The sequence below is a fragment of the Pseudoalteromonas sp. SWN29 genome, from assembly GCF_015864465.1.
Lineage (GTDB): Bacteria > Pseudomonadota > Gammaproteobacteria > Enterobacterales > Alteromonadaceae > Pseudoalteromonas.
On record NZ_JADYXE010000121.1, the window covers coordinates 1 to 1,080 of the forward strand.

The 1,080-nt window shown below is 37.3% G+C and carries 1 pseudogene; it reads left to right on the forward strand.

What is annotated here, in order from left to right:
* Window positions 1-390: pseudogene (locus I6F53_RS20095) on the forward strand (methionine synthase); the annotation flags it as partial.
* Between the last annotated feature and the right edge of the window lie 690 nt (window positions 391-1,080).

Sequence of the window (1,080 nt, forward strand, 5' to 3'; positions counted from 1 at the left end):
GGCATTAAAGCCAATACAGATTGGAAAAAAACACTAGGAAGCGAATGGCGACAGTACGAAGAAGCATTCCCTAAGCTTCAGCAATCTAATATCGATATTATTTCACTAGAGTGCCATAACTCGCATGTGCCAATGGATTTACTAGAACTCATTCGCGGTAAAAAAGTAATGGTAGGCGCAATTGATGTAGCAAACCATACTATCGAAACGCCAGAGGAAGTAGCTAATACGCTACGTAAAGCACTGCAATTTGTAGATGCCGATAAACTTTACCCGTGTACAAACTGCGGCATGGCTCCCCTACCTCACCATATCGCTAACGGCAAACTAAATGCCTTAAGTGCTGGGGCTGAAATTATAAGAAAAGAGTTATTAGATAAGAGTTATTAGATAAGAACTTGGAAAGTAGCTTTAAAATACAAATTGTAAACGATTACAGCTGGCGCATCATGCCATGATCAAACCTATAAACATGGTGCGCTAGTTAAAATTTACTAAAGAACAAAGATTCGTCGTATTTGGTTAAAATAAGCGACGCAGGAGCAAAAACTAACTGTTTTTTGTCCTTTTGAATGCCTTATAGTTCGACCAAGCCACTTAATTTAAAAGTAACTGACTATTATATTAAGTGGAATATGCTTCTGTTGGTTACGAATATTGAATGCAAAACATCCAATGTTTTTAACAAGACGTTCGAGCCAACAGAGCACCTCGATTTCAAAACGCATACTCAGGGATTGCCGACCAAGACTATCTATAAGACCTGCGAGAAACTACCAAACTAGAGACAGAAACTACCAAACTAGACAGCCATCCTAATTGAACAAACAAAACTGCGCCACTAAATTTGCTCTTCAAGTTCAAAATTTATCTTTTATTACTGGGTCACTTTATTTCATCCGTCAAATGAGTAATTAGCCCTATTAAACCTAAATTACACGCATGAAAATAACTGCATAATGCAGTTGTGATTTATTACTGAATAATTTTACTGAGTAGCTTAAGTTTTATGCGAGTAGCTTTTCGCAATTACTGATATTTGAGCGCCGTTTCCGGTTTAGATTTTCACAGTAACTTGCT